Annotated in this window: 1 protein-coding gene; it reads right to left on the bottom strand. The window is 64.9% G+C overall.

Annotated elements, in window-relative coordinates:
* The coding region (locus PMES_RS16440) for a hypothetical protein (protein ID WP_159966784.1) at nucleotides 1-316 on the bottom strand (316 nt) is incomplete at both ends.

The following is a 316-nucleotide window of genomic DNA, read 5'->3' as shown; positions in this document are numbered from 1 at the left end:
GCTCGGCGCCGTGTTCCAGTTCTCGTTCCCGAACTCCATCAGGATCGTCCCGAAGCTGTCGATGGGCGCCGCCGTGCGCCCCGCCGCATGGCGCTTGTAGGCCCATGGCTTGCTCGCCTGCGTGTCGGTCGCCGGGTCGTAGGGCGCGGCGATATACTCGGCCAGGCCAAGGAACTCGTCCTCGTCCCAGACCCAATCGAATTGGAGCCACGGCTTAGAGCCGCCCGCCTCAATGATGTCGAGATGCTGGGGAAGCGAGAACCCTTCCTGGCCGGCTTCGTCCGTCACCTGCGCGAGATAATTGGAATGGGGGTCA

The organism is Profundibacterium mesophilum KAUST100406-0324 (assembly GCF_009835145.1).
Taxonomy (GTDB): Bacteria; Pseudomonadota; Alphaproteobacteria; order Rhodobacterales; family Rhodobacteraceae; genus Profundibacterium; species Profundibacterium mesophilum.
The sequence above is the reverse complement of the archived record's forward strand: the minus strand, read 5'-3'. Positions and strand labels throughout refer to the sequence as shown.